Source organism: Rahnella variigena, assembly GCF_003610915.1.
GTDB lineage: Bacteria > Pseudomonadota > Gammaproteobacteria > Enterobacterales > Enterobacteriaceae > Rahnella > Rahnella variigena.
In genome coordinates this window covers 164,576-179,079 of the sequence record NZ_NSDJ01000002.1, presented here as the reverse complement: position 1 = coordinate 179,079, position 14,504 = coordinate 164,576, and the positions used below count along the sequence as shown (strand labels likewise).

Genomic DNA, 14,504 nt, shown 5'->3' with positions numbered 1-14,504 from the left:
TACGTATGTTTGACAACTTAGGTGCGGCAAAGAAATACCTCGGTCAGGCCGTGCGTATGCTGGTGGGCATACCGGATTACGACACTTACGTTCTGCATATGCAGACCAACCACCCGGATACCACGCCGATGACCTACGAGGAGTTTTTCCGCGAGCGCCAGCAGGCGCGTTATGGCGGCGACGGGAAAGGCGGAATGCGCTGTTGTTGAGAAGTAGCTGAAGTTAAAAAGAGCACCGTAGTTAAGAGGAAAGCGAACATGACACCGATTGCAGTCACAGTATTAACCGGTTTTTTAGGTGCCGGAAAAACCACGCTTTTACGCCAGATTCTGCATACGCAGCAAGAGATAAAAATTGCGGTGATCGAGAATGAATTTGGCGAAATGCCCATCGACAACCAGCTGATTGGCGATCGCGCCACGCGCATCACCACCTTATCCAACGGCTGTATTTGCTGCACCCGTTCGGGCGAGCTGGAAGCGGCGCTGCTGGATTTGCTCGACAGCGTGGATAAAGGCGAAGTGCAGTTTGACCGGCTGATGATTGAATGCACTGGCATGGCCGATCCCGGCCCGATCCTGCAGGCGTTTTTCGCCCATGAAGTCATCTGTGAACGTTATGTCTTAGACGGCGTTATCACGCTGGTGGATGCCGTACATGCCATGTCGCAGCTGGATCAGTTCCCGCTGGCACAGTCGCAGATTGGTTACGCCGACCGCATCCTGCTGACCAAAACGGATGTATCCGGTGAATGCCCTGAACTGACAGAACGGCTGCAACGTATTAATGCCCGTGCGCCGGTATATAAAATGGTTCAGGGCGATATCGATCCGGCACTGTTGTTTGATACCCGCGGATTTATGCTCGAAGAAAACGTGATCGCCGCGAAACCGCTGTTCCATCGCGTCGCGCCACAGCAAAACACGGTTTCCTCCATTGTGGTGGAGCTGGATTATCCGGTGGCGCTGACCGCCATTTCCGCGGTGATGGAAGAACTGCTGGCCAGCTTCGCCGACAATCTGATGCGGTACAAAGGGATGTTGTGGATAGAAGATCAGCCGTGCCGCCTGCTGTTTCAGGGCGTTCAGCGCCTGTACAGCGCCGACTGGGACCGCCCGTGGCAGCCGGATGAAACCCCGCGCAGTGCGTTAGTGTTTATCGGTATGCAATTGCCTGAAACCGAAATCCGCGAAGCTTTTGCCCGGCTGCGACCGGCTTGATTGATCTGACCAAAAGAAAAACCGGCGGGGTTTACAGCCCCACCGTCTCTTTCAGCGATTTGAGATAGCGACGGCTGACCGGCACGACCTGACCATCACGCAGTAACAGCTCCGCCTGATTTTTATCTTCCAGGCGGATTTCCTTAAGATAATCCATATTCACCAGATACTGCCGGTGACAACGTAACAACGGCGTACGGACTTCCAGCGTGCGTAAGGTCAGTTCCGTAAATGTCTCTTTGCCATCCTGTCCGGTGACATACACCCCGCCGATGCGGCTGCTGACGAATGCCACATCTTCCAGTTGCAACAACCAGATCCGGTTGCTGCTCAGACAGGGGATAAACTTCAGCGGCTGCTGGTATTGCGGTAACTGCGAGACATCCTGTTCCTGAAAACCCAGCCGCAAACGCGCCAGCGTTTTTTGTAAACGCGGCGTCTGGATGGGTTTGAGCAGATAATCAAACGCGCACTGTTCAAACGCCTGCACCGCATATTCCTCAAAGGCGGTCAGAAAAACGATGTGCGGGCGGTGCTGCTCATCGAGCATACCGACCATTTCCAGCCCGCTGATGCGCGGCATCTGAATGTCCAGAAACACCACGTCAGGGCGGATTTTGTGGATCACGCCAATCGCTTCAATGGCATTGGTACACTCGCCGACAATTTCAATGTCGCTTTCATCCTGAAGCTGTAAGCGCAGATTCTCCAGCGCCAGCGGCTCATCATCGACAATCAGCACTCTTAGCATGGCGCGCCCTCCGCTGGCAGACGTAACGTAATACGCGTGAAATCATCCGGTTTACAGTTGACGGTAATGCCGAAATCATCGCCAAAACGCGCCCGCAGGCGCTTGTCCACCAGACTCATGCCTAATCCGTCACCGCTTTCTTCCGGCTGATACAAACCGGCGTTATCTTCCACTTCGACGATCACTGTCTGCCCCTCACTGTAAGCACGAATGATGATATTGCCATTGCTCAGCAACTGGGATGTGCCGTGTTTTATGGCGTTTTCCACCAGCGGTTGCAGAGTAAAGGCCGGAAGATGCTGAAAAGACAATGCATCCGGCACCTGTAAATCCACGTTCAGACGCGACGAAAAACGTGCCAGCTCGATTTGCAGATAGGCATTCACGTGCTCCAGCTCATCCGCCAGCGTGACAATCTCGGAAGAGCGTTTGAGATTTTTGCGAAAGAACGTTGAGAGATACTGCACCAGTTGCCCGGCTTTATCGCTGTCGTGGCGTATCACCGCCATCAGCGTATTGAGGGCGTTAAACAGGAAATGCGGATTCACCTGCGCGTGCAGCAGCTTAATTTCAGACTGCGCCAGCAGCGCTTTTTGTTGTTCGAATTTACCGGCAAGGATCTGTGCCGACAGCAGTTGGGCAATGCCTTCGCCCAATGTGCGGTTGATGGAACTGAATAGCCGGTTTCGCACTTCGTACAATTTGATAGTACCGATCACCCGCTGATTCTCGCCGCGCAGCGGGATCACCAGCGTCGAGCCCAGTTTGCAGCTGGGATGCAGCGAACAGCGGTAAGGCATCTCGTTGCCATCGGCGTATACCACTTCGTCGTTCTCGATGGCGCGCCAGGTATAGTCAGAAGCAATAGGTTTGCCGACCAGATGATGGTCGTCGCCGATGCCGGTAAAGGCCAGCAATCGCTCGCGATCGGTTATCGCCACCGCGCCAATATCCAGCTCTTTCAGCAGCACCTGCGCCACTTTCATGCTGTTCTCTTCGTTAAATCCGCGCCGCAAAATACCTTCCGTCGAGGCCGCGACTTTCAGCGCTGTTGCCGAAAACGCCGAGGTGTATTTTTCGAACATTGCCCGCTTATCCAGCAGAATACGCATAAACATGGCGGCACCGAGCGTATTGGTCACCATCATCGGCGCGGCAATACTGCTGACCAGATGGAGTGCATCTGTGAACGGGCGGGCAATCAGCAGGATGATCAGCATTTGCACAATTTCGGCCACAAAGGTGACGCCAGCGGCCACCAGCGGATTAAATAACTTATCGATGCGTCCGCGTTTGATTAAAACACTGTGGATCAGGCCGCCTAGTAATCCCTCGGCGATGGTGGAGATCATGCAACTCAGCGCCGTCATGCCCCCCATCGAATAACGGTGGATGCCGCCGGTCAGGCCGACTAATCCGCCGACCACCGGCCCGCCAAGTAATCCGCCCATCACCGCGCCGATCGCGCGGGTATTGGCAATAGAATCCTCGATATGCAGCCCGAAATAGGTGCCCATAATGCAAAAAATAGAAAACGTGATATAGCACAACAGTTTGTGCGGCAGGCGCACCGTGACCTGAACCAGCGGAATAAATAACCGCGTTTTACTCATCAGCCAGGCGATCACCAAAAACACGCACATCTGCTGTAACAGCAGCAACACCAGATTAAACTCGTACATTCCCAAAGTGTCCAAAATCCAACAAGCGGGCAATATATCGTGTTGCGCAAAAATTTACCTTGAAGCAGCCCGAAGAACGGGAATGCGGTGGTTGACGGATTACATTTTCTCTCCCGGGATTTTCTCGCGTTGCATCACCAGACTCAGGGCAGCCGGTAATACGGTAAGCGTCACGAAAGTGGCGACCAGCAATCCGCCGATGATGGCGTATGCCATCGGTCCCCAGAAAACCTGCTCAGCAATCGGCACCATCCCGAGTATTGCCGCACAGGCTGTCAGCAGGATCGGGCGTGACCGGTGAACGGCGGCGGCTTTGATGGCCTCATCGCCACGCATCCCGGCGAGAACATTGTTATCGGCCTCGCTGATGAGGATCACCGCGTTACGGATGATCATTCCTGCTAAAGCAATAATGCCCAGCAAAGCCACAAATCCCATCGGAGTACCCGTCGGCAGCATCGCCAGCACGATGCCAGGCAGACCGAAAGGCGCCATCAATAACGCCAGCAACAGGCGGGAAAAACGCTGCAACTGAATCATCAGCAACGTCATCATAATCAGTAAGGTGACCGGTAACACCGCGAACACCGAACTGTTGCCTTTATCTGATTCCGCCACCGCTCCGCCCTCCTCAATCTGATATCCGGCAGGCAGCGAAGCACGGAGGCTGGAAACCAAAGGGGCAAGCTGCTGTGAAACCGCTTCTGCCCGCAGCCCCGCGGCTAAATCCGTCTGTACGGTGATAAACGGCAGGCGCTGACGCCGCCAGACCACCGGATCGTCAATTCCCCAGACCGGCGTGGCAACCTGACTCAGCGGTATTTTTTGTCCCGTTGCGCTGGTGATCATCAGCCCCGACAGCGTGCCCACCTCCAGCCGCTCACGATCGTTAGCCCGCAGAACCACATCGGTCAGCCGGTTTTTATCCCTGACCGTGGTAACGACGCTGCCTGACCATACGGTATTAAGCAATGCCGCCAGACTTTCTGATGAGACGCCCACCGCCCGCGCCGCAGTCTGATTCACCTGCAACGTGATGAGCCGCTCCGGTTCTCCGGCGGTCAGATTCACTTCGCGGGTCAGCGGACTGCTTCCCAGCACGCTGGCGAGATGCTGCGCGATCTGTCTGACGTTGTCATAAGCGGGGCCGCTGACCCGATACTTTACCGGCCAGCCCACCGGCGGCCCCAGTTCCAGCGGCGAAACGCGGGTAATGATATCGCTGAAATCCCGGACCAGGAGCGAGTCCAGCTGCGCACTCAGCTTATCCCTGTCATCCAGACTTTTCGCGACCACCACCAGTTGCGCGGTGTTCTCGTCATTCAGTAACACATCCATCGGCAGATAAAATCGCACCGCGCCGGATCCGACGTAGCTGGAAAAGTGATCGACATAAGGATTGCCCTGCAACGCCTGCTCCAGCCGCGCAGTTTGCCGGGCGGTTTCCGCTTGCGACGCGTTAGCTGGCAGACTCAGACTTACCAGCAGTTCCGGGCGATCAGATGCCGGAAAAAACTCGCCCTGCATAAACGTCGTTGCATACACCGCCAGCCCCAGCAGCAGACAGGCAACACCGATCGTCATTCCGCGGTGCGCCAGTACCTGATTCAGCAGGCGCTGATACAACCCCATCAGCCGGCTGCTTTTTCCCCCCTGTGAAGCCTGTTTTACAGGCAAGATCCACAAACCCATCAGCGGAGAAAAAAGAATCGCAACCAGCCAGGAGCACAGCAGCGCGATACACACCACCGCAAACAACGAGTAGCAATATTCACCGGCGCTGGAGGCGGCGAAACCGACTGGAATAAAACCAGCGATCATCACCAGCGTGCCGGTCAGCATCGGGAACGCAGTGGTTTCAAAAGCATACGTCGCCGCACGCCATTTGGACTCACCGGCCTCAATGCGCGATACCATCGCCTCGACGGTGATCATGGCATCATCGACCAGCAACCCCAGCGCGATAATCAGCGCTCCCAGTGAAATCCGCTGTAAGCCAATTCCCGCCAGCAACATACCGGTAAATGTCATCGCCAGCACAACCGGAATGGCGGCAGCAACGACCAGCCCGGCGCGGGTGCCAAGCGAAACAAAAGAGACAGCCAGAACAATCATTACCGCTTCGATCAGTACCCGGATAAAGCCGCTGACGGCTTGCGAAACGACTGCCGACTGATCGGCGACTTTACTCATTTCAATGCCGTGCGGCAGTCTGGCGCTGATGTCGTCCATCCGCGCATTCAGCGCCTTGCCGAAGGAGAGCATATTGCCGTTGGCCGCCATGGAAATAGCCAGCCCGATAGCCGGTTTACCGTTGACACGAAAGACCGGTGACGGCGGTTCGGCATCCTGACGGCTGATGGTCGCGACGTCCGTCAGCGGAATGTAGCGCCCGGCGATATGCAGCGTCACCGCGCGCAGACTCTGCTCCGTCGTCAGCGCACCGCTCACCCGCAAGGCGATATTGTCACGGTCGCTGCGCAAAACACCCGAAGGTTCGACGGCGTTTTGCGCTTTCAGCGCATCGGTAATTTGCTGTAAATCCAGCCCCATTCCCGCCAGTTGTGCGGGCGAAAACGCAATCACGATATTCTGCTCCTGCACACCCAGCAGACTGGTTTTACCCATGTCCGGCAAAGACATCAGACTGCGGCTGATATCGTCTACCCGGTCGCGCAGTTCACGCGGCGTATAGCCCTCGGCGGTAAAACCATAAATAGTGCCAAACGTATCATCGAACTCATCGTTCACGCTGGTTTGCACACCTGCGGGTAACGACGGGGCAATGTCCTGCATCTTTTTACGCACCTGATACCAGATCCCCGCCACGGCGGCAGGCGGTGTGTCATCGCGCAAATTAACAAAAATAACCGACTGCCCGGCGCGGGTTTCACTCTGGACGTAATCCAGATAGGGCGTTTCCTGTAATTTTTTCTCCAGCGGATCCGTCATCAGGCTGACCGAATCCGCCACGTCAGCCCCCGGCCAGCGGGCGGTCACAACGGCGGTTTTAATAGTGAATGCCGGATCCTCATTACGCGGTAAATGCTCATAACTGATGACCCCTGCGGTCATTAACAGCAGCATGAAAAAGGCCATCAGGGACTGATGATCCAGCGCCCAGGCGGAAAGATTAAAGGTACGTAAGGAGGGGCGCTGATTCATCCGGCACTCTCACCGGGCATCACTTTCTCGCCTTCACGCAACTGACTCACTCCGGCGATCACCACCTTTTCACCGGGGCTCAGACCGGAAGAGATAAAGATGTCTGAAGCGCTGTAACCCTCTAAAACAACGGGGCGCAGATGCAGCGTCTGTGTTTGGGTATTGACGATAAAAAGGGCCGGATTGCCACCGGCGCGGGTCAGCGCAGAAGCAGGTAACGCGATCACCGGCTTACCGGCATGCACAAGTGAAAGCTGAACACTGGCGCCCAGCGCCATCGCGGGCGGCGGATTATCGAGCGTCAGGCGAACGCGCCACGTGCGGGTTTGCGGATCGGCCTGCGGGCTGATGTCGCGTAAATGTCCCGCCGTCACAACAGACGGGTCAGAAAGCAGCGAGACATTGAAAGTGCCGCCGGTTTGCTGAGAAAGGGACTGCGGACTGGCAACGTCGAAAACCGCGTCACGTCCGCGGCCCGACGCAAGTGTCATCACGGTTTGTCCGGCGCTGACAACTTGTCCCGCCGCCACACTGACCTGTGTGATCACGCCCTCCGCTGGCGCCGTAAGCTGTGCCCAGGAAAGGTTTTCCCGCGCGGTTTTCAGTGAATCCTCACTGCTCAGACGTCGCGAGCGGGCGGTCTGCCAGTCAGACTGCGCGCTGTCGAGCTGAGTGCGGGCGATAGCACCACCCGGCATCAGCAACTGCATACGCCTGAGATTCAGCGCCGCCACCTGCTCTGCCGCCCGCGCGCTGTCCAGATCGGCCTGCGCACTGTTGAGCTGATTACGGCTGGTGCCACTTTCCTGCGTTGCCAGCACCTGCCCGGCCACCACGGGATCGCCGACATCGACCGCGCGGCTCAGCACCCGACCGTCCAGCCGGAACCCAAGCGTCACCTCTTCCTGAGCGCGGATTTCGCCGGTCAGGGGCACAGTAGCGGATGCCGAGGGTAAAGGGGCGATCACCACACGGACGGGGCGTGCGGGCGCTGCGGGCTTACGGGATTTATCCCCGCAGCCCGTCAGTATCACAGTCAGGACCAGCAGACAGGCTGCGGGGATGAGAGGTGCCAGGCAAATACAGGGGTGCAGATGACGCACCGCGTGGCGCACATAATCAGTCAAAGTCACGGTCATAACAGTCGTCCTGAATTGAGATATCGCTATTCAATCCACTGACTGTCCAGATTCCCGTGATATTTCATCAAGGAACCGTCAAGACGCGGTCTTTTTTATTGTCCGTTTTCCGGCACAGGTAAACTGACGGTCACGGTCAGACCGCCCCCCGCATTTTTCGCAGCACTGATCCGCCCGCCGTGGGCTTCACAAATCGCGCGGGCAATGGATAAACCAAGGCCGCTGCCACCGGAATGCCGGGCGCGGGAAGATTCTGCCCGGCTGAAGCGCTCGAACATGACGGGCAGAAAATGGTCATCGACTGCCGGACCCATGTCCCGAAATGCTATCTCATAACCGCCGTTTTCCGGCCTGACCGTGATGTCGAGACGCCGCCCTTCCAGTGCGTAACGCAGCGCATTTTCCATCAGAATGGTAAATACCTGCCCGAGACGGAACGGGTCGCCAACATAACGGCAAGGAGTCTCAGTTGTGAGGAGGATGTCAAAACCGGCCTCCGCTGACTGCGGTTTCAGCCACGCAACCCGTTCGCGCAACAGTTCAGTGAGATCCAGCGGCGTTTTGCTCAGATTCAGCTGACCGGCATCCGCCAGAGAAAGCAGATGCAGTTCGTCAATCAGCCGGTTCAGGTGCAGAAGCTGTTTCATTACCATCTGCAACTGGCGTGGCTCCGGCGGAAATACGCCGTCGAGCATCCCCTGCAACCGCCCAACCGCCGCCGTCAGAGGTGAACGCAGCTCATGCGCCATCGCGACATGCGATGCCCGCAGTTCACGCTCGTAGCGCGAGAGTTGCAGCATCATGGCGTTAAAATCATCGGTGAACTGCACCAGTTCTGCGGGGGCATTTTTCACCGGTTCAGCCTGAGTATTGAAATCCCCTTTGGTTACCGCACGGGCCACCTGCGCCAGACGGCTAAACTGCGAGGAAAGCGGCCGCGCGGCTTTTAATCCCAAAATCGCGATAAACGGAATGACCACCAGCACCAGAATGGCGACCATGATCCAGTCAGCTGACGCGATAGAAGGATCCGAGTAACGCGCTCCCCAGCCCAGATCCACAATCTCATGAAAACGCGAAAGATTGAGTTCAGGGTTATTGCGCAATACCTCAAACTCCTGTCGCATCGCAGGAGACATATGATGCAAAACCCACAGGTTTTCGATCACAAACCGCAGCCACATACACAGCGCAATCACAACCACGCTGCCGATGGCGAGTGTCAGAATGCGCACGCAGATCCAGCGCCATAAAGACTGATAGTGTAAGCGTATCATGGCTGTCTGAACCTGTAGCCCACGCCGCGGACGTTGACTAGCACATTCAGGATGCCCGCTGATTCAAGCTTTTTACGCAAGTTATAGACATGCGTATCGACTACCCTTTCCAGCGCCTCACTCTCGGGCAGGCATTGCTCAAGCAAATACTGGCGCGAAAACGGCCGCGTCGGGGCGCGCATCAGGGTGCTCAGAATGCTGAATTCGGTCGGGGTTAAATCCAGATAGCGGTTTTCACCCGCCGGGGCGCTGACGGCGGCGGTAAGCGCATCAACATCCACCTCAAGCGCCTGCCAGCGCAGGGTTGCTGAATCTTTTTCACCGGACGCAGTGCGCCGGAGCACGGCCTGCACCCGCGCCACCACTTCGCCGGGATTATAAGGTTTAACCACGTAGTCATCGGCACCTTCCCGCAGCGCGCCAATTTTGTCCGGCATATCGCCCATCGCCGTCACCATAATCACCGGCGTACGGGTTTCCCGCCGCAGGGTCGCCAGCACGTCGGTGCCGCTCATGCCCGGCAGCATCACATCCAGCAGCACCAGATCGGGCTTCCAGCGCAATGCTTTGTCGAGCCCGGAAATGCCGTCGCCCGCAATCTGCACCTCATACCCTTCACGTTGTAAATAGGCATCGAGAACGTCTGCCGCATCGGCATCGTCTTCAATGATCAGGACTCGTGTTGTTTGCATGTTTGTCGCCTTGACGGTTTCTTCATAAATCCCCGACAGTTTGTTGACACTGCCTCTTCATACTTCGGTTTCAGGCGCGGCTGCAATCCGCTACGAACCATACGTTTGGGTGATGAGGAATTACATGATATCCAGAAAACTAATACTGCACATTACCTGTTTCGCCCTGTCCGCGACAGTGCTTAAAACACTGGCCGATGACACCCCGCCAGCGACCACCTTCACGGTGGGAATGGGCGCGCAGAACGCGCCGCGTTACAGTGGTTCCGGTGAGCGTAACTGGCTGGTTGCGCCTGTTATTCAGGCGCGGGACGGAGCGTTTTTCTTCGACTCGCTCAAAGGCATCGGCTATGACTTGCAGACGGATAACGGCCTGTATCTGGAACATACGCTGGGATACAGCCTCGGACGTACGGACAAAAATTCCATGTGGCGGGATGGCTCGGCAAAACTCAAAGGTATGGGGCATATTGATGCGACCGCCAACACGGCCCTTGCCGTGGGCTGGTCAGCCACACCGTGGCTGTCTTTTGAAGGCAAAGCGACCCTGCCGCTGACCGACGGGCAAGGCGTGCATTATCAGACTTCCGTAACGTTACTCCCGCTTCAGAATGATACGGACACCGTCGCGCTCCAGTCGGCGGCGCTCTTTGGCGACCGGCGCTACATGAATACCTTTTATGGTGTAAGCCGCGAGCAAAGCAGTCGCAGTCATTTTGGGGCTTATCAGGCCGCCGGAGGATTCTATGGCGTGGACAGCAGCCTGACCTGGAGCCATCAGTTAACCCCGAACTGGAGCGGTCTGGTCAGTGCGGATTACACCTGGCTGGACGATAAAGCCGCTGACAGTCCGATAGTGGAAAAACGCGGCGGGACAACTTTTAATCTGGCGGTGCTTTATACCTTTTAATTCATCCCTTTTAATTCGCGGTCACTGAAATGTACGCGGCGACAGGGCGGCATCCCATGAGATGACTGACTCATCGCCGCAACGTATCGCGGCGATGGATTAACAGCAACGATCGGTTATCAGGAATAATTACTGCTGCTCAGCACTGGCCGATAACGCAAAGGTTCCCACCGGCATAACAGGCAGATATTTTGTGTAATAATCGTGATAGTTTTTCACCGGATCAATATCCTTAAATAAATCCGGATAAAGAGATTTGGCAATAAACTGCACCATAGTGAAATCTACCAGCGTCCGTGATGCGCCCTGATAAACGCCGAAGAGTCTGTCATTCTTAATGGCCGGTAATGAACTCCAGCCGTCACGATGCGCGAACCCGTTCAGTTTTTTTCTCGCCGTGGCTTCATTGACGCCAATACCCATTTCTAATGCGGTATCGACCTTATTATTTTCCCGGCCGGAAATAAAAATGACATCCGGTTTAGCGACCAGTAACTGCTCAGGGTTAATTTCGCCCCACTGTTTAACAAACGGCGCCGCGATATTTTCACCACCCGCGAGACGCAGCATCACGCCCCACATATTTTCGCCATAGGTAAACGAATACTCCGCCGGACCTTTATTGCCAAACTCAATGTAGACTTTTGGTTTCGGCAGATTTGCCTGTTTGATGCGGTCTTCAATCAGCGTGATGTTATTTTTATAAAGCTGAGCAAGCTCATGCGCACGCTCAGTCTGACCGGTTAATATCCCGATGATTTCGGTGGATTTCACATGATTTTCCACCGTCTGGTCATTGTAATCGAGCACCACAACCGGGATGTTCAGACTCTGAAGTTGTGTGACTTCATATTTCAGGGCGGCATACTGCCAGCTGGCTAAAATGACCACATCCGGTTTCAGGCTGATCACTTTTTCCAGTGACACGTTATGCAGATCGATTTCGCCAATATCCGGGATGTCGGCAATGGAGGGACGGTGTTTAATGTACATATCCCAGTTCGCCGGAACTTTGCCGTGCCAGGCTTCGCGGGAGATACCGACAATATGGTCAAACGCCTGTTCACCGCCAACCGCCATATAGTCTTCAAAATAGAAACCTAATACCGCTCTTTTTACCGGGGTATTTAAGGTTATTTTATTTCCCAGTACATCGGTCAGGGTGGTTGTTGCCGCACTGGCCTGTCCGGTAATCACCACTGACAGCATGAAAAGCAGAGTATGAAGAAACTTCATTTAATTCCCTTAGGTATTGTGTGATTATTATCTGAGGCTGAACGCCATTTTATAAAAACCCATTTATTAAACGCTTTATTTCACTTAAGTCACTGCAAAACGGTAGTTCCGCTATGTCATTATCGCGGCAGGATATTATACATTTGATCGGCGGCTTCAGTACAGTCTGAACCGGACGCTGCGGCAGGCCGGGCATGTCATATCGTCTGATGCCAGTATTGCCGATGAACCGTTAATATTCGCTTCAAAAACGCTTCTCTGATGCTGAGCTATAATTAAATTTTACCGACGAGAAGGATACTTATATGGCTCCAGTCGCGAGTATATCGGGTGGCGTAATATTTATTATCATTGGCATCGTGATGCTGTGGTTATTACTCAAGGCTTATAAAGCCAATCAGAACAAGAAGTTCTTCACGCCGAGCAAATGTATGTTGCTCATCGGGACCGTCGTTTCTTTCATTATTTCCATCGTGTTTTTCACCTCATCGTCCTGATGCCAGCACCGGTTTCATCACACTTACCCTTAACGCCCCGGCCTTAACCGGGGCCTGATGCCTGAAGCCTCCCATCCGCGTCATCCTCGACTATCATTATTATTCGTTGGCTAACTGACCTTTTGATCGCCCATTTTTATGCGAGGTAACGCGATGCATTTCAACGCATTCACCACCAGCTGGGGGGCTAATTTCATTGCTGCCGGTACGGTTCACTTTCGGGTCTGGGCACCGGGTCAGGCAAAATTAACCTTGCGGCTCTCCGGCAAGGACACAGAAATGTCCGCTGCTGAAGACGGCTGGTTTGAACAGGTAGCAACCGGTGTTTCTGCCGGTGAGGCATACCAGATTATTCTGGCCGATGGCATGGCGGTGCCTGATCCCGCTTCCCGTGCCCAGCAGGCAGGCGTCAACGGCCCTTCGCTGGTCACGTCATCAGAAAGCTATCAGTGGCAGAACGCTGACTGGAAAGGACGTCCGTGGGAAGAGTCGGTGATTTATGAGCTTCATGTCGGCACATTTACCCCACAGGGCACGTTCGCAGCGGCGATGGAGAAATTGCCTTATCTGGCTGAAACCGGCATTACCATGATAGAAGTGTTGCCACTGGCGCAGTTTGGCGGTGATCGTGGCTGGGGATATGACGGCGTGTTGCTCTATGCGCCGCATTCTGCTTACGGCACACCGGATGATTTCAAAGCTTTTGTGGATGCGGCGCACGGTCACGGCATCTCGGTGGTGCTCGATATTGTGCTCAACCATTTCGGCCCTGAGGGCAATTATCTGCCCTTGCTGGCGCCGCAGTTTTTCGATTCTGAACGCCAGACCGCCTGGGGCGCGAGCATTGCTTATGATCAGGAAGGTGCCCGTCAGTACATCACCGATGCGCCGCTTTACTGGCTGAAGGAGTATCAGCTTGACGGGCTGCGTTTTGACGCGGTCGATCAGATGAAAGACGCCTCAGACCCGCATATTCTGCCGGAGATCGCCCGGCGTATTCGCACAGAAATCACCGGCCGCCACGTGCATCTGACCACCGAAGACAGCCGCAATATTACCTCTTTGCATCCGCGCACGCCCGCAGGTGATGTCCCGCTGTTTACCGCTGAATGGAATGATGACTTACATAACGCGGTCCACGTTCTCAGTACCGGTGAAACGCACGCCTATTATCAGGATTTCGCCGCCGATCCCCTCGGGTTAGCCGCCCGCGCGTTCGCGGAAGGGTTTGCGTATCAGGGCGAAATTTCCCCGCAAAGTGGCAAGCCTCGCGGAGAAAAGAGCCGCGATCAGCCACCGGTCGCCTTTGTCGATTTCATCCAAAACCACGATCAGATTGGCAACCGCGCACAGGGCGACCGTGTGATCACGCTGGCAGGTGAACGTAAAACACGCGCCATGCTGGCCGCATTACTGCTTTCACCTCATATCCCGCTGTTATTTATGGGCGAAGAGTACGGCGAAACCCATCCGTTCCTGTTTTTCACCGATTTCGAGGGTGATCTTGCGCAGGCTGTTCGCGAAGGACGCGCCAGAGAATTCGAAGGTCACAGCGGATATGGCAATGAAAGCGTGCCCGATCCTAACGCCGTAGCGACGTTCGAAAGCTCTAAACTGGACTGGCAGAAGCCCGCCAGCCCTGATGGCGCCGACAGCCTGGCGCTGACCCGCACATTGCTCCAGCTGCGTCGTGAATATGTCGTGCCGTTACTCACGCCGGTGCAGGGCAACGTAGGCAAAATAGTGCAGGCCACGGACGGTATGCTCGCCGTCACCTGGACATTCCCTAAAGGCATCCTGTCTCTGACCCTCAATCTCGGGGAAACCACACAACCGCTGCCGGACCAGCCGGGTGAAACGCTGTTTGCCTGGCCCGAATCGACAGAAGCGTCAGAACCCGGCTCCGTCATCGTCCGTCTTTTCAGGGGAGAATAA

12 protein-coding genes are annotated in these 14,504 nt (G+C 55.4%); 5 read left to right on the top strand and 7 right to left on the bottom strand.

The window, feature by feature from the left end; all coding sequences use genetic code 11:
- The first annotated feature begins 5 nt into the window (after window positions 1–5).
- On the top strand, window positions 6–209 hold the full coding sequence (locus tag CKQ54_RS22725; RefSeq protein ID WP_120162251.1) for a YbdD/YjiX family protein: 204 nt from the start codon (window positions 6–8) through the stop codon (window positions 207–209).
- 48 nt (window positions 210–257) lie between these two features.
- A complete protein-coding gene (yjiA, locus tag CKQ54_RS22720) occupies window positions 258–1,220 on the top strand; it encodes a GTPase (RefSeq protein ID WP_120162250.1) in 963 nt (320 codons plus the stop codon).
- Between the two features lie 31 nt (window positions 1,221–1,251).
- Here yjiA and btsR read toward each other — a convergent pair whose 3' ends face one another.
- The 6 genes from btsR to CKQ54_RS22690 form a co-directional block, all read right to left on the bottom strand.
- Window positions 1,252–1,971, bottom strand: a complete 720-nt coding sequence (btsR, locus tag CKQ54_RS22715; RefSeq protein ID WP_120162249.1) for a two-component system response regulator BtsR — start codon at window positions 1,969–1,971, stop codon at window positions 1,252–1,254.
- Window positions 1,965–3,653, bottom strand: a complete 1,689-nt coding sequence (locus CKQ54_RS22710) for a sensor histidine kinase (RefSeq protein ID WP_112286554.1) — start codon at window positions 3,651–3,653, stop codon at window positions 1,965–1,967. The genes btsR and CKQ54_RS22710 overlap by 7 nt, the downstream gene beginning before the upstream one ends.
- A 99-nt stretch (window positions 3,654–3,752) precedes the next feature.
- Complete coding sequence (locus CKQ54_RS22705; RefSeq protein ID WP_120162248.1) at window positions 3,753–6,818, bottom strand: efflux RND transporter permease subunit; 3,066 nt, start codon at window positions 6,816–6,818, stop codon at window positions 3,753–3,755.
- Complete coding sequence (locus CKQ54_RS22700) at window positions 6,815–7,957, bottom strand: efflux RND transporter periplasmic adaptor subunit (RefSeq protein ID WP_120162247.1); 1,143 nt, start codon at window positions 7,955–7,957, stop codon at window positions 6,815–6,817. The genes CKQ54_RS22705 and CKQ54_RS22700 overlap by 4 nt, the downstream gene beginning before the upstream one ends.
- Before the next feature lie 95 nt (window positions 7,958–8,052).
- The gene (locus CKQ54_RS22695) at window positions 8,053–9,234 is read right to left on the bottom strand and encodes a sensor histidine kinase (RefSeq protein WP_120162246.1); all 1,182 of its coding nucleotides are present in this window, start codon (window positions 9,232–9,234) and stop codon (window positions 8,053–8,055) included.
- The gene (locus CKQ54_RS22690) at window positions 9,231–9,926 is read right to left on the bottom strand and encodes a response regulator (RefSeq protein WP_120162245.1); all 696 of its coding nucleotides are present in this window, start codon (window positions 9,924–9,926) and stop codon (window positions 9,231–9,233) included. Before CKQ54_RS22690 ends, CKQ54_RS22695 begins: the two co-directional genes overlap by 4 nt.
- 124 nt (window positions 9,927–10,050) lie before the next feature.
- On the opposite strand from CKQ54_RS22690, the gene CKQ54_RS22685 reads away from it, so the two are divergent.
- Window positions 10,051–10,836, top strand: coding sequence for a MipA/OmpV family protein (locus CKQ54_RS22685; RefSeq protein WP_120162244.1), 786 nt, complete (start codon window positions 10,051–10,053; stop codon window positions 10,834–10,836).
- A 129-nt stretch (window positions 10,837–10,965) separates the two neighbouring features.
- On the opposite strand, the gene CKQ54_RS22680 is transcribed toward CKQ54_RS22685, so the two are convergent.
- Window positions 10,966–12,072: an ABC transporter substrate-binding protein gene (locus CKQ54_RS22680; protein ID WP_120162243.1), complete on the bottom strand. Its 1,107-nt coding sequence runs from the start codon at window positions 12,070–12,072 to the stop codon at window positions 10,966–10,968.
- Between the two features lie 305 nt (window positions 12,073–12,377).
- Between CKQ54_RS22680 and CKQ54_RS22675 the strand changes: the two genes are divergently transcribed.
- The gene (locus CKQ54_RS22675; RefSeq protein ID WP_112286547.1) at window positions 12,378–12,569 is read left to right on the top strand and encodes a hypothetical protein; all 192 of its coding nucleotides are present in this window, start codon (window positions 12,378–12,380) and stop codon (window positions 12,567–12,569) included.
- Between the two features lie 153 nt (window positions 12,570–12,722).
- A complete protein-coding gene (gene treZ / locus CKQ54_RS22670; RefSeq protein WP_120162242.1) occupies window positions 12,723–14,504 on the top strand; it encodes a malto-oligosyltrehalose trehalohydrolase in 1,782 nt (593 codons plus the stop codon).